The sequence below is a fragment of the Pseudoalteromonas sp. APM04 genome (assembly GCF_022809815.1).
Classification (GTDB): domain Bacteria; phylum Pseudomonadota; class Gammaproteobacteria; order Enterobacterales; family Alteromonadaceae; genus Pseudoalteromonas; species Pseudoalteromonas marina.
Window position 1 is genome coordinate 3,344,472 of record NZ_CP094441.1, and the last position, 21,575, is coordinate 3,366,046.

20 protein-coding genes are annotated in these 21,575 nt (G+C 40.8%); 13 read left to right on the top strand and 7 right to left on the bottom strand.

Going from position 1 to position 21,575, the window contains the following annotated elements; all coding sequences use genetic code 11:
- Positions 1 to 5: 5 nt before the first annotated feature.
- Positions 6 to 1,217 carry a M56 family metallopeptidase gene (locus MTP24_RS15470; protein WP_243532056.1) on the top strand — a complete coding sequence of 404 codons (1,212 nt, stop codon included), beginning with the start codon at positions 6 to 8 and terminating at the stop codon, positions 1,215 to 1,217.
- A 72-nt stretch (positions 1,218 to 1,289) separates the two neighbouring features.
- Here the strand turns inward: MTP24_RS15470 and MTP24_RS15475 are convergent, their stop codons facing one another.
- On the bottom strand, positions 1,290 to 1,673 hold the full coding sequence (locus MTP24_RS15475; protein ID WP_243532058.1) for an MAPEG family protein: 384 nt from the start codon (positions 1,671 to 1,673) through the stop codon (positions 1,290 to 1,292).
- Positions 1,674 to 1,928: 255 nt separating this feature from the next.
- On the opposite strand from MTP24_RS15475, the gene MTP24_RS15480 reads away from it, so the two are divergent.
- On the top strand, positions 1,929 to 2,807 hold the full coding sequence (locus tag MTP24_RS15480) for a DMT family transporter (RefSeq protein ID WP_243532060.1): 879 nt from the start codon (positions 1,929 to 1,931) through the stop codon (positions 2,805 to 2,807).
- Between the two features lie 69 nt (positions 2,808 to 2,876).
- Here MTP24_RS15480 and MTP24_RS15485 read toward each other — a convergent pair whose 3' ends face one another.
- The 4 genes from MTP24_RS15485 to MTP24_RS15500 all read right to left on the bottom strand — a co-directional run bounded on the left by MTP24_RS15485 (position 2,877) and on the right by MTP24_RS15500 (position 8,003).
- On the bottom strand, positions 2,877 to 3,194 hold the full coding sequence (locus MTP24_RS15485) for a multidrug efflux SMR transporter (RefSeq protein WP_243532062.1): 318 nt from the start codon (positions 3,192 to 3,194) through the stop codon (positions 2,877 to 2,879).
- Positions 3,194 to 4,726 (bottom strand): bifunctional GNAT family N-acetyltransferase/carbon-nitrogen hydrolase family protein, encoded by a 1,533-nt coding sequence (locus MTP24_RS15490; protein ID WP_243532064.1) that lies wholly within the window; start codon positions 4,724 to 4,726, stop codon positions 3,194 to 3,196. Before MTP24_RS15490 ends, MTP24_RS15485 begins: the two co-directional genes overlap by 1 nt.
- An 88-nt stretch (positions 4,727 to 4,814) precedes the next feature.
- The gene (locus MTP24_RS15495) at positions 4,815 to 5,663 is read right to left on the bottom strand and encodes an MBL fold metallo-hydrolase (RefSeq protein ID WP_006792482.1); all 849 of its coding nucleotides are present in this window, start codon (positions 5,661 to 5,663) and stop codon (positions 4,815 to 4,817) included.
- Positions 5,664 to 5,720: 57 nt separating this feature from the next.
- Complete coding sequence (locus MTP24_RS15500) at positions 5,721 to 8,003, bottom strand: penicillin acylase family protein (RefSeq protein WP_243532066.1); 2,283 nt, start codon at positions 8,001 to 8,003, stop codon at positions 5,721 to 5,723.
- 147 nt (positions 8,004 to 8,150) lie between these two features.
- Here MTP24_RS15500 and ycaO point away from each other — a divergent pair, with 147 nt between their 5' ends.
- The 7 genes from ycaO to folX all read left to right on the top strand — a co-directional run bounded on the left by ycaO (position 8,151) and on the right by folX (position 16,747).
- The gene (gene ycaO / locus MTP24_RS15505; RefSeq protein WP_243532068.1) at positions 8,151 to 9,911 is read left to right on the top strand and encodes a 30S ribosomal protein S12 methylthiotransferase accessory factor YcaO; all 1,761 of its coding nucleotides are present in this window, start codon (positions 8,151 to 8,153) and stop codon (positions 9,909 to 9,911) included.
- 112 nt (positions 9,912 to 10,023) lie between these two features.
- Positions 10,024 to 13,380 carry an ATP-binding protein gene (locus MTP24_RS15510; protein WP_243532070.1) on the top strand — a complete coding sequence of 1,119 codons (3,357 nt, stop codon included), beginning with the start codon at positions 10,024 to 10,026 and terminating at the stop codon, positions 13,378 to 13,380.
- A gap of 51 nt (positions 13,381 to 13,431) precedes the next feature.
- On the top strand, positions 13,432 to 14,061 hold the full coding sequence (locus MTP24_RS15515; RefSeq protein WP_138740659.1) for a YceH family protein: 630 nt from the start codon (positions 13,432 to 13,434) through the stop codon (positions 14,059 to 14,061).
- Between the two features lie 68 nt (positions 14,062 to 14,129).
- On the top strand, positions 14,130 to 14,960 hold the full coding sequence (gene nadE, locus MTP24_RS15520) for an ammonia-dependent NAD(+) synthetase (RefSeq protein WP_138740660.1): 831 nt from the start codon (positions 14,130 to 14,132) through the stop codon (positions 14,958 to 14,960).
- Positions 14,961 to 15,095: 135 nt separating this feature from the next.
- A complete protein-coding gene (folM, locus tag MTP24_RS15525; protein ID WP_058430067.1) occupies positions 15,096 to 15,815 on the top strand; it encodes a dihydromonapterin reductase in 720 nt (239 codons plus the stop codon).
- Between the two features lie 17 nt (positions 15,816 to 15,832).
- Entirely contained in the window at positions 15,833 to 16,387 is a 555-nt protein-coding gene (gene folE, locus MTP24_RS15530) for a GTP cyclohydrolase I FolE (protein WP_010557916.1), read from the top strand.
- 3 nt (positions 16,388 to 16,390) lie between these two features.
- Entirely contained in the window at positions 16,391 to 16,747 is a 357-nt protein-coding gene (folX, locus tag MTP24_RS15535) for a dihydroneopterin triphosphate 2'-epimerase (RefSeq protein ID WP_008129424.1), read from the top strand.
- A gap of 12 nt (positions 16,748 to 16,759) precedes the next feature.
- On the opposite strand, the gene MTP24_RS15540 is transcribed toward folX, so the two are convergent.
- Positions 16,760 to 17,194 (bottom strand): YqaA family protein, encoded by a 435-nt coding sequence (locus MTP24_RS15540; protein ID WP_138740661.1) that lies wholly within the window; start codon positions 17,192 to 17,194, stop codon positions 16,760 to 16,762.
- A 69-nt stretch (positions 17,195 to 17,263) separates the two neighbouring features.
- The gene (locus MTP24_RS15545; RefSeq protein WP_039038192.1) at positions 17,264 to 17,629 is read right to left on the bottom strand and encodes a DUF4870 domain-containing protein; all 366 of its coding nucleotides are present in this window, start codon (positions 17,627 to 17,629) and stop codon (positions 17,264 to 17,266) included.
- Positions 17,630 to 17,811: 182 nt separating this feature from the next.
- On the opposite strand from MTP24_RS15545, the gene MTP24_RS15550 reads away from it, so the two are divergent.
- The 4 genes from MTP24_RS15550 to MTP24_RS15565 all read left to right on the top strand — a co-directional run bounded on the left by MTP24_RS15550 (position 17,812) and on the right by MTP24_RS15565 (position 21,553).
- Entirely contained in the window at positions 17,812 to 18,513 is a 702-nt protein-coding gene (locus tag MTP24_RS15550) for a spondin domain-containing protein (RefSeq protein ID WP_006792493.1), read from the top strand.
- Positions 18,514 to 18,523: 10 nt separating this feature from the next.
- Positions 18,524 to 19,246, top strand: coding sequence for a spondin domain-containing protein (locus tag MTP24_RS15555; RefSeq protein ID WP_138740662.1), 723 nt, complete (start codon positions 18,524 to 18,526; stop codon positions 19,244 to 19,246).
- Between the two features lie 89 nt (positions 19,247 to 19,335).
- Positions 19,336 to 20,061: a response regulator transcription factor gene (locus tag MTP24_RS15560; RefSeq protein WP_243532073.1), complete on the top strand. Its 726-nt coding sequence runs from the start codon at positions 19,336 to 19,338 to the stop codon at positions 20,059 to 20,061.
- 10 nt (positions 20,062 to 20,071) lie between these two features.
- Positions 20,072 to 21,553, top strand: coding sequence for a HAMP domain-containing sensor histidine kinase (locus MTP24_RS15565; RefSeq protein WP_243532075.1), 1,482 nt, complete (start codon positions 20,072 to 20,074; stop codon positions 21,551 to 21,553).
- The last annotated feature ends 22 nt before the right edge of the window (positions 21,554 to 21,575 follow it).

A 21,575-nucleotide genomic window follows, 5' to 3' on the forward strand; every position in this document is an offset into this window, starting at 1 on the left:
TAGCTATGGATATTCAAACTGGGTTTAATTGGTTAATAGAGCAACAACTACTATTGAGTATTTTGTTTTGTGGATTTATTTTACTCGAGCGATTTGGTTTAAAACCCCTTGGCGCGCGGTTTGTATACAAGTTAGCGTGGTTAATGCCTGCGGCAATAGTTATCGCTAATTTACCCAATACGATTAAACCACTGCAAAATAGCAATATTAGCCATTACTTAATTACCCCTAACCAGCCTTTTACACATGAAATGGGTATTAGCTGGGCACTTATGTATGTACTTATTACTGCGGGGTTATTAATAGCTAGTTTTATTACACATACTCGTTTTGTTAAAAGCCTGCAGTTAACTGAGCTAACACACTTTAACCATACACTTACCACAAGTGCTAAAACTTATATCAGCCAACATGTAGCCACACCAATGGTGGTGGGTATTTTTCAAAGCAAGCTAGTACTGCCCAGTGATTATAATACCCATTTTGATAAAGCAACATTGGCGCTTATTTTAGAGCACGAAAACGTACACATTCAACGCAAAGACAACCTAACAAACGCATTCATGCTGTTACCCACTATTTTACTTTGGTTTAACCCACTCGCTTGGTTTTGTTACGCAAGCATGCGCCGTCTACAAGAGCTGACTTGTGATGAACGGGTACTTGCCAATAAAACCACACACCAACACATTTTATACAGCAAAGCCTTAGTGAACTGCGCGGCAGCAGCGCCCGCAGGCCTAATGGCTTATTCACACTACGGAGATAAAAAAACCATGTTACAACGACTTACTAATATCAAACATAACGGCGCACATTCGCGCCTAGCAAAAGGAAGTGCGTTACTTATAGCAGCAAGCTTGCTCAGTGGCTTAGCAGTAGCAAAGCAACCTGAAGCATCAGCTAAAAAAGAAACATCTATCGCTCCCGTAATGCGAATCGAACCGCTTTACCCAAAACAAGCGGCGGAACAAGGCATTAGCGGTTCAGTGGTATTAAAATACGACATAACCCCAGCAGGCAAAACAGCTAACATTACTGTTGTAAAAGCTGAACCAGAAGCAGTCTTTAACAAAGAAGCAAAAAGAGCACTGATGCAATGGCAATATACACCTTCATCAATGGGACAACAAAACGTACTAATACAACTTGATTTTGCACTCAACAGTACAGTTACAAAAAGTGATTTAATAGAGCGAGTTAACATATCGCATTAATGGGAATAAGTGTTTAAGACTATAAAGCAAGCGCCCTTTTAGGCCGCTTGCTTTGTGGTTTTAACAATAAAGTTAAATACTCACTACAATCATGGCAATGGCAGTACCTAAGCCAATAAACCATACAAGCGAACGTATAATATCTAAGTTCAACCAATAAAAAATACAATACAAAATGCGCGAGACTATATGAGTAACCGCCAAGGTTTCGGTTACTGCGTTTACCGAGTTAGTACCAAATACCACTGCAATAGCAACAGCAAAAACAGCGAGTGATTCAAAACAATTTTGATGAGCAGCGAGCGCCCGAGCACCAAAGCCAGTTAGTTTTGCTTGTTGGGAACGTGGGTGTTTATTGTCGTATTGGCCAAGCTTTGCCATCGCAATAGCCACAGGTACTTTTGCAAAATAAGGCATTAATAAGGCCAACAATGCGCATACAACTAATGTCGTCATAATTTATTCTCTTATTATAAAATCTGATAATTTGAGCAATACATATAACATACACACACAAAAAAAGCCGCCAATACGTTTTATGACAAACGCTGGCGGCTAAACAATAACATCACACTTACTATAGCTAAGTTTACTCTTAAAGCAGTGCGGCATAATGTCGCAGGTGATGAATATTCACTATCACCCTTAATGCATCGCATTAATCACTGAAGATTGTTAACTTATAGATCTTATTTTTTATCGACGAATACCATGACCTGGATCTTTTTCACTTTTTTAGCCGCTTTTATGCAAGCATGGCGAAATGCCCTACAAAGTAAATTAAGCGCACATGCAAGTGTGGCTGGCGTAACGCTTTCGCGCTTTATCTTAGCCGGCCCCATTGCTGCAGTGTATTTGTACGGCTTGTATCAATATCAAGATACCGCCATGCCTACCTTTAATAATGCCTTTTGGGGGTTTGTTATTGGCGCAAGTGTTATGCAAATACTTGCCACGGGTTTAATGGTAAAGCTATTTAAAATGAATAATTACGCCGTAGGTGCAGGGCTTGCTAAAAGTGAGGCGTTAGTAGCGGCTATTTTAGGGGTATTGTTTTTTGGCTCTGCGCTTAGCCTACTTGGTTGGCTGGGTGTATTTTTAGGCGCTATTGCGGTGCTTTTACTTAGCGGTATAACCAGCGTAAAACACTTTGATGCTAAAACAGCGTTACTGGGCCTTGCCTGTGGTACCAGCTTTGCCCTTACATCGCTGTGGGTACGTGAAGCGAGCTTAAACTCAGGGTTATTATTTCCGCACTCGGCTGCATGGGTTTTACTGTTTGTAATAAGCCTACAAACGCTTATATTACTTGGCTATTTATTACTAAAAGAGCCACACACTGTTGGCAAACTTTGGCAATATAAAGGCACTACTGCCGCAATTAGTATTTTTAGCTGTGTAGGCTCTATTGGCTGGTTTAGCGCAATGAGTTTACAGCATGTGGCGTATGTTAAAACGCTTGGGCAGGTTGAAGTATTTTTTACCATGTTAATTGCCGTACTTTGGTTAAAACAGCCACTTAAAAAACAAGACACCGCGGGCTTAATACTTATAGCCATTGCCGCTATTTTGGTAATGTTGCCAAATTGATAGCATAAAAAAGCGCAGGCTTTTAAACCTGCGCGACTATAAAGCTGCACATAACGTTTAAAGCGAATTTTAAGCGCTGATTTTTAGCGTTATCACACCGCAAATGATCATAAGCACACCCGCAATACGCCCAAACGTGGCTGCATCACCGTAAAGTAATATACCCACTAAAAACGTACCCGCAGCACCAATTCCGGTCCATACGGCGTAGGAAGTCCCCATTGATATTTGCTTTTGTGCAAGCCACAACATAAAACCACTGGCTGTTAAAAATGCAATGGCCATTGCTATTCCCTGCCAGCGTGTGTCGGGATTTTGTGAAATTTTTAAACCAATTGGCCAGCCTATTTCAAGCAAGCCGGCAATGACTAAATAAACCCACGCCATTAAACATCTCTGTTTTTCAAAATTACGTCGTATAAATCTTCGCGGCGATCTTTTAAATTACGCACAGTCCCTTCGCTATGAAGAATTTTTAGCTTATCCATATCAAGGTCGCTAAATAATAACATTTCGGTATTAGGTGTTGCTTCGTTAAGTGTTGCATCGTGCGGGAATGAAAAGTCAGATGGCGTCAGTACTGCCGATTGCGAGTACTGTACGTCTAGGCTTTCTACTTGCGGTAAGTTACCCACTGAACCTGCAATAACCACATAACATTCGTTTTCGATTGCCCGTGCTTGTGCACAATGGCGAACCCGTAAATAACTATTTTTAGTATCGGTCCAAAACGGCACAAACAGTATATCAAGCCCTTGCTTAGCTAATATGCGTGAAAGCTCTGGGAACTCTACATCGTAACAAATTTGAATACCAACGCGCCCAGCATCAGTATCGAATACGGCAATTTTGTCGCCGCCTTGAATAACCCAATCATTTTGTTCATGCGGGGTTATGTGTATTTTACGCTGCTCGTCTATTTTACCGCTACGGTGGCATAAATAACTTACGTTATAAATTTTGTCGTCTTCGGCAAGTGGCATAGAACCAGTAATAATGTTGGCGTTATATTCTATTGCCATACGCGACATGGCGTTTTTAAACGTTTCGGTGTATTCGGCTAAATAGCGGATTGCTTCAGTTTGATTGCTTTGCTCAGTTAACCCCATCAGCGGCGCGTTAAAAAATTCAGGAAATAAAATAAAGTCACTTTTGTAGTCAGATACCGTATCTACAAAGTACTCTACCTGCTTGAGCATTTCTTCAACCGACTCAACACAACGCATTTGCCACTGCACTGCCCCTACTCGCACTATCGATTTAGTCGATTCGAGTACGGTGTCGGTTGGCTCGTACATTATGTTATTCCACTCAAGTAAGGTGGCGTAACCTACAGACTCTTGATCCTCTGGTAGGTACTTTTTTAGTAATCGCTTTACCTGAAAGTCGTTAGAAAGCTGAAAGCTTAAAATTGGGTCATAAAGCTCTTTTTGGTCAACCTTTTCAATGTATTCCATTGGCGTCATTTCACTGCTGTGATTGTAATAACGCGGAATACTGCCACCCGCTAAAATAGCGCGTAAGTTATATTGGCGGCACAATTCTTTACGGGCATCATAAAGGCGACGCCCTAAGCGCATACCTCGGTGAGTTTCGCTAATAGCAACATCCAAACCGTATAGCGCATCGCCATCGGTATCGCTGAATACACGGTCATGGCCGTCGGCAATGTCTTCGTAGGTGTGCGGATTTGAAAAGCGGGCGTAGTCTACTTGCACGCTTAGTGCTAAACCTACCAGCACGCCGTCATCTACTATGCCTATTTGCCCTTCTGGAAACTGATCGATTAACCTAAAAATGGTATGGCTTGGCCATGCGCCACCTAAGTCTGGGTAAGCTTGATCCATTAGCGTTTTTATTTGTGGGTACTGCTCTTTGGTCAAGTTACAAATTTCTAGGTGGGTTTTTTCTGCCGACATACACAACTCCTTGGGGCATGGGAACAAAAAAGCTGAACAAATGCTCAGCTTAATAAACTATATTATGCGTGCTAGCTCACTTTGCAAGTTACTTTAAGCTACGATAAAACAATGTGGTTACTCGCTCTTTTGGTAGCCATTTTGCGTATTTAAGACCCAGCTCTGATAGTGGGTCGGCGTCAAGTACTTGCTGCAAACTTGCATCGTTTTGCATTGCCTTAAGCATAACATCTTTGGCTTTTTGCACCAGCTTACGATACGTTATAAGCCCTGAACGGTCACTTACTGGACCATGCCCCGGAATAACTTGAGTATTATCGTCAATTTGGTTAATAACATCGTCAACCGCAGCTAATACTCCATCAACACTGCCGCCACTATCTACATCAACAAACGGTAAGCTACCAAAATTAAAATAAATATCACCCATGTGAACTATGTTGTCGTTACTAAAAAAGATAACTGAGTCGCCGTCGGTATGGGCATGTTTGTAATGCACAACATGTGCGTGTTCGTTATTAAAATGAAGTTTTAAATCGTGACCAAAACTAATACGAGGTAAAAATTTAGAACCCTCACCATGCTTTTCTTTCAAACGCTTATGAACATTGTCGTGCGCAATGACATGTGCACCTGCTTTAGCAAAATTTTCATTGCCGCCGGTATGGTCGCCATGGTGATGGGTATTAATTACAAATTCGGCGCTACCAGGCTTTAAGTCGCTGATGGTTTTTTTAATATCGTCTGAGAGCTTAGCAAACTGATCGTCAATAATATAAATACCGTCATCACCCACACTTGCAGCAATGTTGCCACCTTGCCCAAATAGTACATAGACACTTTCACTTAATTTTTCTGCGGTAACGGGGTTATCGTCTGCATGAGCCGATGCGCTCAGTAGTAAACCTGTTATTAACGCGGGTAGTAATTTTTTCATTTTAGTTCTCCATTGTTAGAGTTATATAGAACGTGATTACTTACATTTTGGCTCACACTACTTTGGTGAGATAACGATTTGATGCATTAACGTTTGTGGTAATAGCGCAGTTTGCTTCCCTTCAATATAGTCGCTAAAACCAGCTCTATAAAACTCTGATAGCGGGTGACCCGACTGGCCACCTGGCACGCTTAAAATAGCCTGTTCTAAATGCCCTGGTTGAGCAATAAAACGTTGTGATGCACCAAAACTCCGCCCCTGCACTGCAGGCATATAGGAGTCACCAAATCCTGCAGCGGTTGGCATATTAAGTAACTTTGCCAATAAAGGGATTTGTTTTGCAAAAGGATGCTCGATTACCAGCTCATTTACTTTACCCCACTGCCACTGTTTTATATTAGTGCCAAATTGCTCACTCAATTTATTTACAGTGTGATCAAAAGCGCCCGCTAATTGTTCGTCCCAACTATTAAATTGAGGGTTAATCCAAGATGCAGGCTTATTATTAATAAGTTGCCACAGCGCAGGCTCTAGCCCACGTTTGATAGGCTTAAGTGTGCCCTCATACTCATTAAGAGTGACTTCAATATGGTTAAACACAAGGTTTATAACTTCGTCGCGATAGCGTTTAACCAGGGTATAGCCTACCGAAGAAGCACATGCGCATTGCTGCCAGTTTTCAAGCTCTGTGATGTACTTCGCATTTTTAACCTCATTGGTTTTTAACTGCTTGAGTAACAACTCATGCCATGGCATTAAAAAGCGGGCTTGGTTATCAAGCTGTAGTGCGTAAAAGTCGCTCTCGGAAAAGGTTTGTTTTTCAAATAAACGGTCACGAATTTGGCTTGAACGTGCACCTAATGCGTAGCCGCCATTACCAAAACGTGCGTTGTCGCTGGCAGATACAACCCGAGAGTTTCCTGTCCATAATCGCCCGCTGGGTGGGTTTTTAACAAATGGGCGATTAATTTCGTTTTGCTCAAAAAGTGCAGAGTAGTGCTGTGCATTTACACTTAACTCACTGACATTTGTACGCGCCGGAATACCGCCTATATTTTTCCATGCCGCATTACCTAGGCCATCAACAACCATTAAATTCTGTACAGGTATACCCACATTACTTGCAAGGGCGAGCGCATCGTCCACAGTATCTGCTTGCTCAAGCTTTAATAGCTGCATGTTAACCGCATAAGGTTGATGCGCTGCCCAACTAAGTGCATAAGGCTTTTCGTTAATGTATTTTACTGGGCCGTATTCGCTCATTATTAGCGAGTAAGTTTCAACGCCTCCTTCAGGTAATAAAATAGGCTCATCAACAAGCCATGTTTTGCTATCGCTATTTAGCGCAATCCAATCGGCAGTATCTAAATAACCGTTAGTGAAACCCCATGCAATTTTATTATTGGTTCCCACTACAATGGCAGGAGTGCCAGGAAGTGATACGCCTGTTATTTGAGATTGTTTACCATTTTGTGTGTAATTAAGCTGCGCTCTGTACCAAATAACCGGCACCGCCATTGATAAGTGCATATCGTCAGACACCATACCTGCAGCTGTTTTTGTAAGCTCTCCGGTAACGGCCCAATTATTACTACCAAGCTCTTGAGGGGCTTCAATGTGGCTTGCAACATGAGTCGTTTGCGATGCAAGAATGGGTAATTCACCTGCAAATGGGGCTAATTTACTACCATCAAGCGCAGCTTGGTATTGGCTAGGTTGCGTTAAAAAATCAACCATATTTTTACTGTATATTTGCTCTAATTGAATCAAAGTTTGATCGCGATTAAATGTCATGCTTTGTAAATCTAAGTACATGCTAAAAATCACTAATAAGCTGTCTTCGCTTTGCCACGGTTTTTGAGTTGCGCCGGTAAGTATATATTCAAAGCTTGCATACCCTACTTGGGCTAAACCTTCGTTTACGCCTTGAGCATAACTTTTTAACAGCTGTTTATCGCGCTCTGGTAAGGTATTTAAAATAGCGAGGCTACGTTTTCGTAGTTGATGAAAACGCATTTTTTTATCAAGCTCAACAGTGGCTTTACCAAATAATTCACTTAGCTCTCCTGCAGCATTACGCCTAAGTAGGTCCATTTGAAAAAATCGGTCCTGTCCGTGCGCATACCCTAAGCCATAAGCGGCATCGTTACGGCTTTTAGCGTTGATAACAGCTTGGCCCAATCTATCACGGGAAATTTTAACGGGGTCATTCACTGCCATACTGCGCCCGTTGCCATCAAGTACAGGTAAACTTAAGCTAAGTACCCCATACACAACAGCGGTGCCACTCAGCCCTAAAATTACAATTAATAACAACAAGCGTTTGATTAGTTTATACATTGAGTTGCCCTTCCACCCTTTGCGTTGCTTATATAATAACCACAGATTTATTAAATAATCATGATCTTGCTCGCAAAGGATGAAATAAACATCAAAATCCACGATAATGTCACTTCCACACATCGTGCAGAACTAGTTGAGATCAATATGACTGAAAAAACGTTTATCAAAGGTAAAGACCGCGATTTAGAATCGTCAATCTCTACCATGCAAAACAAGCTTAAAGCCTTAAACATTAATGTTGAAGAGGCGCTTTGGCTTAACCCTGTAGCTAACTGTTATTCGGTTCATATAAAAGATAGCGACTGCGGTGTTATGTTTACTAATGGTAAAGGTGCAACTGATAAAGCATCTATTGCTTCTGCACTTGGTGAATATTTTGAGCGTTTAAGCTGTAACTACTTTTTTGCTGACTTTTACTTAGGTGAAGAATTTGCCAACGGCGAGTTTACTCATTACCCAAACGAAAAATGGTTTAAAGTTGAAGGTGAAGAAGTACCTGAGGGCATAATGGACGAAAGCCTGTGGGATTACTTTGATCCGGAGCGCGAACTTAATGCATCACACCTTTTTGATTTTAACTCTGGTAATAACGAGCGCGGCATTTGTACATTGCCATACACGCGCCAACGCGATAACCAAGACGTGTACATTCCAGTAAACGTGATTGGTAATATTTTTGTATCTAACGGTATGAGCGCAGGTAACACCAAGTTTGAAGCGCGAGTTCAGGGCTTGTCTGAAGTATTTGAACGCGCAATAAAAAACCGTATTATTGCTGAAGGCATTTGTTTACCAATCGTGCCTGAAGAGGTTGTTAAGCAGTACCCACAAATTCACGAAGCATGTGAAGAACTGCGTAGCCATGGTTTTCATTTACGTATTGCCGATGCATCACTAGGCGGTAAATACCCAGTAATGAGCGTAACGCTGATTAACCCAACAGATGGCTCTGTATTTGCCTCGTTTGGTGCTCACCCTTCATTTGAAGTAGCCCTTGAGCGCACGGTTACAGAACTTTTACAAGGTCGTCGCCTTGATCAGCTTGATGTGTTCCAACCAGCCACGTTTGATAACGACGAAGTGGCAACGCCTGAAAACATTGAACTGCACTTTATTGACTCTAGCGGTTTAATATCGCATGACTTTTTCCGTGCAACTCCCGATTTTGACTTTGTTCATTGGGACTTTAGCGGTACCACAGAGCAAGAATATAACTTCTGTACAGATTTAATTCATAGCATGAACCACAACATTTATATTATGGATTACACGCACTTAAACGTGTATGCATGTCGTATTTTAGTACCGGGCATGTCAGACATTTACCCAGTAGATGAGCTTATTTGGCGTAACAACAACGAAGGCGCTAAATTCCGTGAAGCATTCCTATCGCTTGATCAGTACGATGCTGAGCAATGGATGGACATTTACGACAGTCTAGAGGAAGCCGGCCACAGCGATATTATTCGCGCTGCAGAGTTTATTGGCCTTGCAACCGATGCTGATACACCTTGGCACACACTGCGTATTGGTGAGCTTAAAGCGCACTTATGTTTAGCCGCAGGCAGCGAAGAAGCAATCGATTGGGTTGACTGGATACTGCATACAGGCCAAGTAAACGAAGAAGCAATGCGCCATTTCCGCTGCTTAAAAGCCATTCTTGAAATTAAATACGATGACGAGCGTGAATACGCCGACTACCAAGACGCACTGGGTTTAATGTTTGGTAGCGACAACGTAACGCTTGCAATTGAAATTGCTGAAGGCCGTACATTATTTAACGGTTTAACCTTCCCGGGTTTATCGCTAGAAGGCTTTAACAAACACGCAGCACTGCTTGATGGCTACCGTAAGTTACATGTAGCTAAGCAAAATCATTGGGCACGTGATGTTAGCGATTCTTGATATTTAGATCGTTAATTATAAAAATAAAATGGCGCTTATGCATAAGCGTCATTTTAATTTGTACAATAAATAGCTATAGTGGAATAGCCTAAATTCAAGCCAATAGTAGCTAATGCCACCAACTAACAATAAAAAAGCAAGTGCGCACAACTATAACCGAACTTTTTGGTTATCGATGACACTACTACTGCTTATTAGTGTTGTACTAGAGCGCATTAATTACACTCGCGTGAAAGACGCTCATCGCCTTCAAATCCTCTCCGATGTAAGCACCTATAGAGCACAACTAGAAGCCATTTTAATTTCTAACATTCAGTTAGTACGCGGCTTAGGCGTGGCTGTTTCTGCAGAGCCTAACTTAAATCAAGAACGCTTTGCACAAATTGCAGCCCCCCTTTTTAATACATCAAAAGAGCTTAGAAATATTGGCGGTGCACCCAATATGATTATTAAAATGACTTACCCGCTTGAAGGAAATGAAGCGGCTCTGGGCCTCAACTTGCTGGCGAATAAAAATCAACGCGCTGACGCTATTAAAGCGCGAGACACCAACACAATTATAATGGCTGGCCCGTTAACGCTAGTGCAAGGAGGTGAGGCACTCATAGCGCGTGTGCCAGTCTATACCCCGCCTGATAAAAATTTTTGGGGATTACTTTCTGTTGTTCTAGATATTAATAAAATTTATAAAAACGCCGGAATTTTAGATCTTAAAGAAAAATATAACGCTGCACTCCAAGGCAGAAGTGGGCTGGGCGATAAAGGCGAGTTTTTTTTTGGTGACGCCGCAATATTAAATCAAGATCCCCTCGCATTTTCGTTAAACTTTCAAGGCGGAAGCTGGCAGTTATACGTTGCACCCAAGCAGGGCTGGAGCCCACCCAACTCAGCAGTTTGGCCATTACGTTTAGCAATAATTATTATTTGTGCGTTACTTACATGGGCATTTTTGTTCTTTTTAAAAATGCTTGACCGCCAGCAAAAAAACGAAAGAATGCTAGAAACCATGAGCGATTTGGCGCAAATAGGTGCGTGGTCGTTTAATTTAGAAACTAAGCAAGTTTATTGGTCAGATATGACTAAAAAACTGTTTAAATACCCACTCAATACCCAGCCACAATGGCCTGAAGATTTAAGCTATTTTAAAGAGGGCGAAAGCAGAGAAACGATCAAACCTCTACTCGAACGTGCTATTAAATATGGCCATAGTTATGAAGTTGAACTAGAGTTAATAAACGGTGAAGGGGAAGCGGTATGGGTACTTGTTAACGCAGAAGCTGAACATAAAAATGGTCGATGTGTGCGTATTTTTGGTTCGCTACAAAATATTGATACCCGTAAAAAAATTGAATTAGAAAACAGCTTTACAGCACTACACAATGAAACGTTAGCCTCATTAACGGTTAATAAGCTCATTTTAAACGGTAAACTTAGCCAATCAAAAGACATACTCACTGAGGCTATTTGCCATGCTTTAAAAATTGAGCGTGCCAGCATTCGTTTTTATAACGAAGACCAAACACAGTTAATACCGTTTGCACTGCATAATAAATTAACACAAGCCGAGAGCGTTGAACTAACCTGGCTTAGAAAACACCTTCCTGACTTTTTTAATATGCTTGATCACCAAGCTGTATTTAATATTCCTGACGTTATTCATAATTCAGCGCTATCTCCTTTGTCGCCATATTACTTATTGCCATTGGGAATAAAATCGATGCTGTGCGTAACAATCCCTGCCGGCAACGGGGTATTAGGAATAATATGTGCTGAGCAATGCAAAACCACACGCTTGTGGACAAAAAACGAAGAAAGTTTTTTAATCACAGTGGCTACACTTATAGGCAGTTTACATTCAAGCCAGCAACGCATAGAAGCAGAACAAGAATTAGTAGAAGCTAAGGAATTAGCCGAGCAAGCGGTGGCAGCAAAAAGTGAATTTTTAGCAACTATGAGCCACGAAATTCGCACTCCTATGAATGGAGTGCTAGGCATGCTAAATATAATTAAGCAAACAAAGTTAGATCAACAACAAGCACATCATATAGAGCTTGCGCAATCATCTGCCGAATCATTGCTTAATATTATTAATGACATATTAGACTTCTCTAAAATGGAAGCGGGTAAACTTAATATTGATAGTATTCAATTTAATCTCCCAAAATTATTAGGTGAAGTGGTTGAATCGTTTGCACTAAAAGTAGAGCAAAACAATACAAAACTAATTTTAGACGCAACCCAAATTACAGTAAGTGAAATAATTAGTGATCCGAATAGGCTTAGACAAATTCTTAATAACCTGATTGGCAATGCTGTTAAATTTACTAAAAACGGTGACGTTATTATTATAGCCAGAGTGGACGACTCCACCGATGGAGCCTTTTTAGAGTGCTCAGTAATTGACACTGGTATTGGTATTAATAAAAACCAGCAAACATCATTATTTAATTCATTTACACAGGCCGACACTTCAACTACGCGCCAATTTGGCGGTACAGGCCTTGGGCTAACGATAGTAAAACAACTATGTGAATTAATGGACGGAAGCGTCAGTGTCAACAGTGTTGAAGGCGAAGGCAGTACGTTTTCATTTAGTGTAAAAATACAGCCTAGATTAAGTAAAGAGCAAGATTTACCAAGCCATCTAATAAACAACAAACGTATTTTAATTATTGATGAGTGCCACTTAAATACCAGTATAGCCACTAAACAGCTGAAAATTTGGGGGGCCCATGTGGAGTTTATTAATGACTATAATGAGGTGCTGATACACTTAGAAGAGATGGCTCGTTCATACGATGCAATTTTAGTTGATTATCACTTTTTTTCTGTTGCTGCAAAAACGCAAACAACCGCCTTACAAAACTTTATTAAAAAGTTTAAATGTAAATCAGTAATTATGGCGCCAATGAGTTATTCACAAAAAGAATCAATGCTTAAAATGAATGTCGACTGCATGATTTTTAAACCTCTTACGCCATCAGATCTGTTTGATTCACTCACTAATGAAAAATTTTTAGAGCAGCAATTAAATCAGGCGCAACTCACTAATACACTTACAAAAGCACCTATTAAAGATTCATCAGAGCCCGTTTTATTGTTAGTAGAAGACAATAAGATAAATCAAGTTGTGGCCTCTGCATTGTTAAAAGAGGCCGGGGTGATCTTTGATATTGCTGAAAATGGTGAGCAAGCAATTAGCAAACTAAACGCCAAACAAAATAACCCGTATAAACTTATTTTAATGGATTGCCAAATGCCAATAATGGATGGTTATCAAGCCACGCAGGCAATCAGACAAGGCGGAGCAGGTGAAAAATATAATGCTGTATCAATTATTGCTTTAACGGCTAATGCCATGCAAGGCGATAGAGAAAAATGTATTGCTGCGGGCATGGACGATTACTTAACTAAGCCGCTTGATATGGCCGCCTTAAAACCCAAGTTGCAGCACTGGCTTGGCAGTTAAATAAGGCTTACCACTAATTAGCATTAACAATTAATATTTTTAAGGGTACTTATGCAGTTATCACCACACCAACAACGTGTTATTGGTTGTCTCCTAGAAAAACAAAGCACTACACCAGAGCATTATCCTTTGTCACTGAATGGGTTAACCAATGCATGTAATCAAAAATCGAATCGCGATCCTGTTCTTAATTTAACCGAAAGTGATGTGCAAGTTGTGCTAGATGAACTTAGTGACATGCGCCTAGTTACTGTTGATGAAGCACTTTCGGGGCGAGTAAATAAATACGACCACCGCTTTTGTAATACCGAATTTAGTAGCTTACAGTTTTCAGCACAACAACGTGCCATTATTTGCCTATTGCTGTTACGCGGCGCCCAAACACCCGGTGAATTAAGAACACGCAGCGCTCGTCTCGCTGATTTTAATAATGTAGATGAAGTTGAAAATGCGCTAAATAAATTAATTGAAAATGAGCAAGTTGCCAAGTTACCGCGCGAAGCAGGTAAACGTGAAAGCCGATATATTCATTTATTTGGTGAGCAACCAATTACGCCTGATAGCGATACCATTAATTTACCCAGCGAAGCCATTAAAGATAAAGAGCTAAACGATTTATTACGCGAAGTAGAAGAGTTAAAAGCAGAACTTAACCAGATAAAAGCACATTTAGGGCTTTAAATAAGTAAAACTAAATCACATAATAAGTTTATTGCGTATCACATTTAAAATCTTACAAGGAGCCGGCAATGCGCGCCGAAATAATGGCTGAAATGAAAGTTCAGCCAACCATTGATGTAAACGCTGAGATCTCTCGTCGAGTTAACTTTATAAAAGCACGTTTAGTTGCGGCCCACTCACGCTCGCTTGTGCTTGGTATTAGTGGCGGGGTTGATTCTTCAACTTGCGGCCGTTTATGCCAATTAGCTGTTAACGAATTAAATGAAGAACACAGCACCAACAAATATCAATTTATTGCTGTGCGCCTACCTTACGGCGTGCAAGCTGATGAAGACGAAGCACAAATGGCGGTAGATTTTATTCAGCCAAGCAAGCGTATGACCGTTAATATTCAGCCTGCTGCTGATGCTTTACATGAGCAAGTGTTAATCGCAATAACTAGCAGCGGTGACGCATTACCAGAGCAAGCTCAAATAGATTTTATTAAAGGTAACGTTAAAGCACGCCAACGTATGGTTTCTCAATACGAAATTGCTGGTTTTAGCCAAGGCTTGGTTGTAGGTACCGATCATAGCGCAGAAAACATTACAGGCTTTTACACTAAATTTGGCGATGGTGCATGTGATTTAGCGCCTCTTTTTGGTTTATCTAAGCGCCAAGTTCGCGCACTAGCGACTGCCCTAGGTGCGCCAGCAGTGCTTGTTGAAAAAGCCCCTACAGCCGATTTAGAAAGCGACCGACCGGGCCTCACCGACGAAGAAGCGCTCGGTTTAAGTTACAATCAAATTGATGATTTTTTAGAGGGCAAACCTGTCTCTGAAGAGGTGGAGCAAAAGTTAATCGGTATATATCTGCGCACGCAACATAAACGCCAGCCAATACCAACAATTTACGATTGATATAAGTGATATAAAAAGCAATTAACAGCATCTAGTTTAATTGCTTTTTTGATCGCCCTATTCAAATATTACGTACACATTGCACTTAACGTACTAATATTTATTAAAAACTTGCCAAAGAGAACACTGCATTATATGACATCACCTATTTTAATTACTGGCGCAGGCCAACGAATCGGCCTAGCCCTTGCTCAGCATTACTTAACCCAAGGGCAAAAAGTGATTATTACTTATCGTACTCGCCATGATGCCGTAGAAAAACTAGCGCAGCAGGGAGTGACTTGTATCCATGCCGATTTCAGTACTGATGCGGGAATTAATGAGTTTATTAATACATTGAAAGCCCATACCCAATCCTTAAAGGCTGTTATACACAATGCATCTAGCTGGGACTGTGAAGCAAATAATCCAGACCACGCTAAGCTTTTTGATAACATGATGCGCATTCATGCCAAAACACCCTACTTAATTAATATGCAGTGCGCTGACTTACTTTTAGCGTACCAGCAAGCTAGCGGTGCTGCGGCTGATATTGTGCACCTTACTGACTATGTGGTTGAAACAGGAAGCCCTAAGCATTTGGCGTATGCGGCAAGCAAAGGCGCACTTGATAATCTAACAAAATCGTTTAGTGCTAAATACGCACCAAATATAAAAGTAAATGCGGTTGCGCCTTCGCTTATTATTTTTAACGAGCACGACGACGAACAATACCGCGCTAAAACACTCAAAAAATCATTGATGGGCATCGAACCTGGGTGCCAAGAAATTATAAACAGCATTGATTTACTATTACAAAGTCAGTACATAACAGGACGCTCTATCCCTGTTGATGGCGGACGTCATTTAAAGTAAAAAACACTGAGACACCTATGCATAACGAATTAAAAGACAGCTACCAAAAAATTATAACCGCCGTAGGCGAAGACGCTGAACGCGAAGGTTTATTAGACACACCAAAACGTGCTGCAAAAGCAATGGAATACCTAACACAAGGGTATCGCCAAACGCTTGATGAAATTACTAATAATGCCGTATTTACCTCTGATGCAGACGACATGGTACTTGTGCAAGATATAGAACTTTACTCTATGTGTGAGCATCACTTGCTACCATTTATTGGGCGCTGCCATATTGCTTATATTCCAAACGGCAAGGTGCTGGGGTTATCTAAATTTGCGCGTATTGTTGATATGTTTTCGCGTCGCTTTCAAATACAAGAACAGTTAACACATCAAATTGCCAAAGCCGTTGAAGAAGTGACTGGTGCAAAAGGTGTAGGCGTTATTGTTGAAGCTAAGCACATGTGCATGATGATGCGCGGTGTAGAAAAGCAAAACTCAAGCATGCGTACATCAGTAATGCTGGGTAACTTTAGAAGCGACCCTAAAACACGCAACGAATTTTTGCAGCTTATTAAAGGGTAATCTATGGCCAACGCAATTATTAATGTTACTAACTTACGCTTACGTACATTTATTGGTTTTAATCCTGAAGAGCGTGAAAAAAAGCAAGACGTAGTGATCAACCTTGAGATTCACTACCCTGCCGACAACGCATGTAAAACCGATGAAGTAGACCAAGCACTTAACTATAAAGTGATCACCAAAGAGGTGATTAGTTTAGTTGAGCAAGGACACTTTTTATTACTAGAAAAGCTAGTCGCTGAAATTCTTGCTGTTTGTCATTCACACCCGAGTGTGAATTATGCCAAAGCCCGTGTAGATAAACCGCATGCGCTTCGCTTTGCTGACTCTGTATCGTTAACACTTGATTGGACAAAGTAGTGTGCGTATAGCTTAAATAAGAGCCTCTACTCCCACGGCAAGGGCAATAACCGCTAAATAGCGTGCGCCTTTGCCAAGTGTTACTAAAAGTAAAAACACGCTAAACCTCACTTTAAAAATACCGCCAATAACTGTTAATGGGTCGCCAACAACAGGCAGCCATGCAAACAATAGGCTATATACGCCATATTTATTAAACTGATTTTGTGCCTTTTCAAGCCCTTGTTCTGATACTGGAAACCACGTTTTATGTTTAAAACGTAAAACTTGCGTGCCTAACCAATAGTTAACACAGCTTCCCAATACATTACCTAGTGTTGCTACCAACCATAAAAGCCAAAGGTTAACTTGGCTTTGTGTGATCATTCCCACCATGATCACCTCTGAAGAACTCGGCAATAGCGTAGCTGAAATAAATGCGCTTAAAAACAGCGTTAGATAAAGCATAATAACCTTGCGGGAAAAGGTAAAACCCCAGCCTAAGGCTAGGGTCGGTTTATACAAATAATTGAGCGCTTATTTTATCAAATTTAAACTCAGTGGATAATTAAACTCTTTACCTTCATTGGCTTTAATACTCGCTAAAACCACCATAATAAAAGAAAAGATAGCCACAATAGGTAATAAAATTACACCGATCACAACAAACATCAATGCAAAACAAATAATATAGGCAATTGCCATCGTTATCTGAAAATTAAGCGCTTTTTTACCGTGCTCATTGACCATTTGCATTTCATCTTTTTTAATTAACCAAATAATTAATGGTCCTATGATTGAACCAAACGGCACAATAAATCCAGCAAACGCGCTTAAATGGCACAACATTGCCCATGTGCGCTCATCTTTATTTACTACTTTAACCTGTTGATTTTCTTCCATAACACAATCCTTTAATTTTTATAATGCGGTTTAATTATACACAGGTCTATAAGTTTTCTGGCGTATTTATTTACAAAAATCACAACCTACATTCCTGTGATAAAAAAGTGATAAGTTTGTGAGAGTTTCTGGAGACGATTGTTCAATACTTATCTCGAATCATCACTTACAGGAAATAAAAAATGAAAGCTTCAACTTTTACACTTGCAACTCTTTTAGCGGTAGCTAGCCAGTCAACCATGGCTGCAGAGTTAGACTTAACAATAACCAACCTAACCCAAGGCATTCACTTCACTCCGCTACTCGTTACAGCACACAACAGTGAAGATAAGCTTTTTGAAGTTGCAACTGAAGCTTCTACCGCATTACAAACAATGGCTGAAGGCGGCAACATTGCTGAGCTAATGGCACAAGCCACTGCAGCAGGTAGCGATATGGCTGCAAACCCAGCAGAAGGTCTATTAGCACCATCGTCATCAACCATGACAACACTAATGACGACAGACGGTAACGATTACTTATCAGTGACCGCTATGTTACTACCTACAAACGATGGCTTTGTTGGCCTTGATAGCTGGAAAATACCAACCGAAGCCGGTACCTACACAGTTTATTTAAATGCATACGATGCGGGCACTGAGCAAAATAATGAGCTAGTGGTTGAAGGTTCTGGAGCACCTGGTACGCCAGGTATTCCTGCAGCACCAGGTGGTGATGCGGGTACAGGTGGCGCAGGCTTAACAAGCACCGATAGCAACATTAATGTGCATATTCACCCTGGTACACTAGGTGACGACGACTTAACCGCTGGTAATAGTGATTTAAGCAACACGGTTCACAGATGGTTAAACCCTGTAGCTAAACTAACCGTTACGGTTAAGTAGGAGCGTAATCATGGCATCTTTAAATAACTTTAAAAAAAGCATCGTGGTTGTTGCACTTGCAGCTTCACTTGCAGCCTGTGGCGACAACGACAGTAACGATCCTGTTCAAGTTGTCACACCGCCGACTCCTGAGCCTGTAAGCTATACATTTGATGTAACCGTCAGTAATTTAACCGCAGGGCAGCCACTATCGCCTATTGCCATTATTGCACATACAGAAGGCACACTTTGGCAAATAGGTAGTCCTGCATCGGTTGCATTAGAAACAATGGCTGAAGGAGGCGACAACAGCCAACTACTTGCATTAGAAAACGCCATTGCAAATGCATCAAGCGAAGGCCCTGTTGGACCTGGCGTAAATACCACGATTACATTAACGACAGACTCACTTGAAGCACTCAAGCTTTCACTTGCCACTATGATGGTGAACACAAATGATGGATTTACCGGTCTTAGTGCTTTAGACGTATCTTCATTAGCCGTGGGTGACTCTTTAATTCGCACCACTGTTGCTTATGATGCAGGTACTGAAGCAAATACAGAAGCAGCTGGTACGATACCCGGTCCTGCTGATGGCGGAGAAGGTTTTAATGAAGCCCGTGATGATGTTAATTTTGTAGCAAGACACCCAGGTGTAGTTACAAATGAAGATGGCTTATCTAGTTCAGTACTTAGCCCTGAACATAAGTTTGATAACCCATTAGCAAAAGTGGTTATTACCCGCACTCAGTAATTCGTTTATCAGTATTGACCTTGATATACCAGCTTGTAATGGGGAAGTAGGGGCGCACGGAAGCCCCCTTTTTTTTACGAGGATAAACAATGCGTCATGAAAAATTACTCATAGTTGAAGACGACAGAGAAATTGGTAAATTAATTACCACACAGCTTACATCGCTAAATTTACATGTGGATCATGTTATAAGTGATGAGCTGGCTCTAAAAAAAATTGCCAAGCACCCCTACGGGCTTATTTTACTGGATATAAACCTACCGCAAATGGATGGATTAAGTTTATGTCGTAAAATAAAAGAGCACTATCCAACGACCTCCGTTATTTTACTCACCGCACTAAGTAGTGACATGGATAGGGTTATTGGCCTAGAAATGGGCGCAGACGACTATATTTGTAAACCCTTTTTTGCACGTGAACTACAAGCCAGAGTAAAAACCCAACTTCGACACAGAGCACAGTTACTCGCCAGCCAAAATACCGATGAACCCTCTGTTGCAAGTGAACAAACCCTTAAAGTTGGCTCATTAAACATTGAGTTTGACTCTCATCAAGTGTATTTAGCCGAACAGGCAATTAACCTAACTGCTACCGAGTTTGATTTGCTGGTGTATTTTGCACGCCACCCTAACCATGTATTTAGTCGCCAGCAACTACTTGATAAAGTCTGGGGCTACCAACATAGCGGTTACGAACATACTGTTAATTCACATATTAATCGGTTGCGCGCAAAGCTTGAATTGCACCAATCGACACCTATTATAGAAACCGTTTGGGGTGTGGGATACAAACTCAATCCAAGCCAACTTAATTAAGATTTTTATTATGAGACTTTCTTTGTACCAAAAATTAGCAGTGTCGTTAGCCGTTATTTTTTGTTTTATTTGCGCGCTGGTTTATAGCTGGAGTAAACAACTAGAACTCAACTCTAAACACCATGGAGAACAAAATTTACATTTAGCGCTAGCTGAGCATTTAGTACAAGATAACCCATTGATAAAAGAAGGCGTATACGATTACGAAGCCCTTGAAAACCTATTTCATACCTTAATGTTACTCGGCCCCGCCTTTGAATTTTACTTTGTAGACGAAAACGGAAAAATATTAACTTACTCCGCAGAACCCGGAAAAGTGAAGCGTACACATATTAATTTAACGCCATTAAAGCACCTTATAGCTAACCCAAGTGCTACACCAGTTTATGGCGACAACCCAAGAAACCCTGATCAACAAAAAATATTTTCTGTGGCGCCTGTTTTTAATAACAACACATTGCAAGGGTATTTATATGTGATTATTGGTGGTGAGGCATACGACACCTCTCTTAATCATATAAAAAGTAACGACTCGTTATTATTGGCTGCCATATGGTTAGGCTCAGCACTCGTTTTTTTATTTATTGCGATGCTTATTTTACTGCGATTTTTTACAAATCCTATTCAACGCCTTGCAAAAGATGTAAGCAAAATTGAGGCTGCAAACTACAGCCTAAACGACACAAAATTGAGTATTTATTCAACTCAAAAAAGTAATGAAGTCCATAGCTTAAGCCGAACTATTCAAGCAATGCTCACACGTATAAACGAGCAATTTAAAGCACTAGAGCAAGGCGATAAACAACGCAAAGAGCTACTTACTCACTTATCTCATGACTTACGTACGCCACTGGCTTCGTTACAAGGTTTTTTAGAGGTGTTAAATCAGTCAGGTGACAAACTAAGTGCGCAAGAGCAGCAAGAGTACTTGCAAGTATCACTGAATAACTGTGGTCAACTTAAGCAACTAATAGAGCAAATTTTTGAACTCGCACACCTCGAAAATGGCGAAATAAGTATTAACAAAGAAACATTTAACCTAGGTGAACTTATTTACGATTGTATTGCTAAGTTTAGTTTGGCCGTAGAGAAAAAAGGCATTAATTTATCGGTTGAGCCAGAAATTTGTGACTTTCCTGTCATTGCCGACATAGCCAAACTTGAGCGTGTTTTAAGTAACTTAATCGATAACGCCATTAGGCATACCCCGCGTGACGGCAGTATTGCTGTGCGTGTAAAACGCGGTGATGACAATCAATTATTTGTGCAGGTTTCTGATACCGGCGTGGGTATTAAACACGAAGAGTTAAATGCCATTTTTGATCCTCATTACCAAGCTAGTAATTCTAACAAAGCCGGCCGACAACAAGGTGGTTTGGGCCTTGCTATTTGCCGCGGGCTATTAAAGCTCATGGACAGTGAAATAAATGTACAAAGTGAACTAGGCAAAGGCACCATGTTTAGCTTTAATTTGCCACAAAAAAAGGCGTAACTTAACGTTACGCCTTAGCTCA

What these genes read in the sequence shown, in the direction of transcription:
- MTP24_RS15485 (WP_243532062.1), bottom strand. Translation starts at nt 3,194, where the DNA reads ATGGCGTGGGTTTATTTAGTCATTGCCGGCTTGCTTGAAATAGGCTGG.
- MTP24_RS15475 (WP_243532058.1), bottom strand. Translation starts at nt 1,673, where the DNA reads ATGACGACATTAGTTGTATGCGCATTGTTGGCCTTATTAATGCCTTAT.
- MTP24_RS15565 (WP_243532075.1), top strand. Translation starts at nt 20,072, where the DNA reads ATGAGACTTTCTTTGTACCAAAAATTAGCAGTGTCGTTAGCCGTTATT.
- MTP24_RS15555 (WP_138740662.1), top strand. Translation starts at nt 18,524, where the DNA reads ATGGCATCTTTAAATAACTTTAAAAAAAGCATCGTGGTTGTTGCACTT.
- MTP24_RS15510 (WP_243532070.1), top strand. Translation starts at nt 10,024, where the DNA reads ATGCCACCAACTAACAATAAAAAAGCAAGTGCGCACAACTATAACCGA.
- MTP24_RS15480 (WP_243532060.1), top strand. Translation starts at nt 1,929, where the DNA reads ATGACCTGGATCTTTTTCACTTTTTTAGCCGCTTTTATGCAAGCATGG.
- MTP24_RS15490 (WP_243532064.1), bottom strand. Translation starts at nt 4,726, where the DNA reads ATGTCGGCAGAAAAAACCCACCTAGAAATTTGTAACTTGACCAAAGAG.
- MTP24_RS15545 (WP_039038192.1), bottom strand. Translation starts at nt 17,629, where the DNA reads ATGGAAGAAAATCAACAGGTTAAAGTAGTAAATAAAGATGAGCGCACA.
- MTP24_RS15550 (WP_006792493.1), top strand. Translation starts at nt 17,812, where the DNA reads ATGAAAGCTTCAACTTTTACACTTGCAACTCTTTTAGCGGTAGCTAGC.
- MTP24_RS15560 (WP_243532073.1), top strand. Translation starts at nt 19,336, where the DNA reads ATGCGTCATGAAAAATTACTCATAGTTGAAGACGACAGAGAAATTGGT.
- folE (WP_010557916.1), top strand. Translation starts at nt 15,833, where the DNA reads ATGCATAACGAATTAAAAGACAGCTACCAAAAAATTATAACCGCCGTA.
- MTP24_RS15470 (WP_243532056.1), top strand. Translation starts at nt 6, where the DNA reads ATGGATATTCAAACTGGGTTTAATTGGTTAATAGAGCAACAACTACTA.
- MTP24_RS15500 (WP_243532066.1), bottom strand. Translation starts at nt 8,003, where the DNA reads ATGTATAAACTAATCAAACGCTTGTTGTTATTAATTGTAATTTTAGGG.
- MTP24_RS15540 (WP_138740661.1), bottom strand. Translation starts at nt 17,194, where the DNA reads ATGCTTTATCTAACGCTGTTTTTAAGCGCATTTATTTCAGCTACGCTA.
- folM (WP_058430067.1), top strand. Translation starts at nt 15,096, where the DNA reads ATGACATCACCTATTTTAATTACTGGCGCAGGCCAACGAATCGGCCTA.
- MTP24_RS15495 (WP_006792482.1), bottom strand. Translation starts at nt 5,663, where the DNA reads ATGAAAAAATTACTACCCGCGTTAATAACAGGTTTACTACTGAGCGCA.
- folX (WP_008129424.1), top strand. Translation starts at nt 16,391, where the DNA reads ATGGCCAACGCAATTATTAATGTTACTAACTTACGCTTACGTACATTT.
- MTP24_RS15515 (WP_138740659.1), top strand. Translation starts at nt 13,432, where the DNA reads ATGCAGTTATCACCACACCAACAACGTGTTATTGGTTGTCTCCTAGAA.
- nadE (WP_138740660.1), top strand. Translation starts at nt 14,130, where the DNA reads ATGCGCGCCGAAATAATGGCTGAAATGAAAGTTCAGCCAACCATTGAT.
- ycaO (WP_243532068.1), top strand. Translation starts at nt 8,151, where the DNA reads ATGACTGAAAAAACGTTTATCAAAGGTAAAGACCGCGATTTAGAATCG.